The 264-nt window shown below is 65.5% G+C and carries 1 protein-coding gene; it reads right to left on the reverse strand.

Going from position 1 to position 264, the window contains the following annotated elements; all coding sequences use genetic code 11:
- Positions 1-66: 66 nt before the first annotated feature.
- A partial coding sequence (locus tag SB772_RS42050; protein ID WP_410838779.1) for an IclR family transcriptional regulator C-terminal domain-containing protein occupies positions 67-264 on the reverse strand: 198 nt, incomplete at its 5' end.

The raw sequence follows: 264 nt of genomic DNA on the forward strand, positions 1-264 counted from the left end.
GTCCGGACGGCAGCACCTACGTGGTGCCCCGAAATCCCGACGACAAATCGCTGCGCTAAGACACGCTTACGCCCTGCTGGGGCCGGGGGAGGCGCCGAGCGCGACGGAGAAGTCCCTGGCTACTTTGGCGGCGAGCTGTCCGGCCTGGTCCAAGTGGCGTCCGAACCGTTGCTTGGGGGCGCTGACGTTGAAGGCGGCCACAACCCGTTGTTTGAAGTCATACACGGGCGCCGAAACGCCCACGACGCCCAACTCGAATTCCTC

Origin of the sequence: Paraburkholderia sp. SIMBA_030 (assembly GCF_046535245.1) — a bacterium.
Classification (GTDB): Bacteria; Pseudomonadota; Gammaproteobacteria; order Burkholderiales; family Burkholderiaceae; genus Paraburkholderia.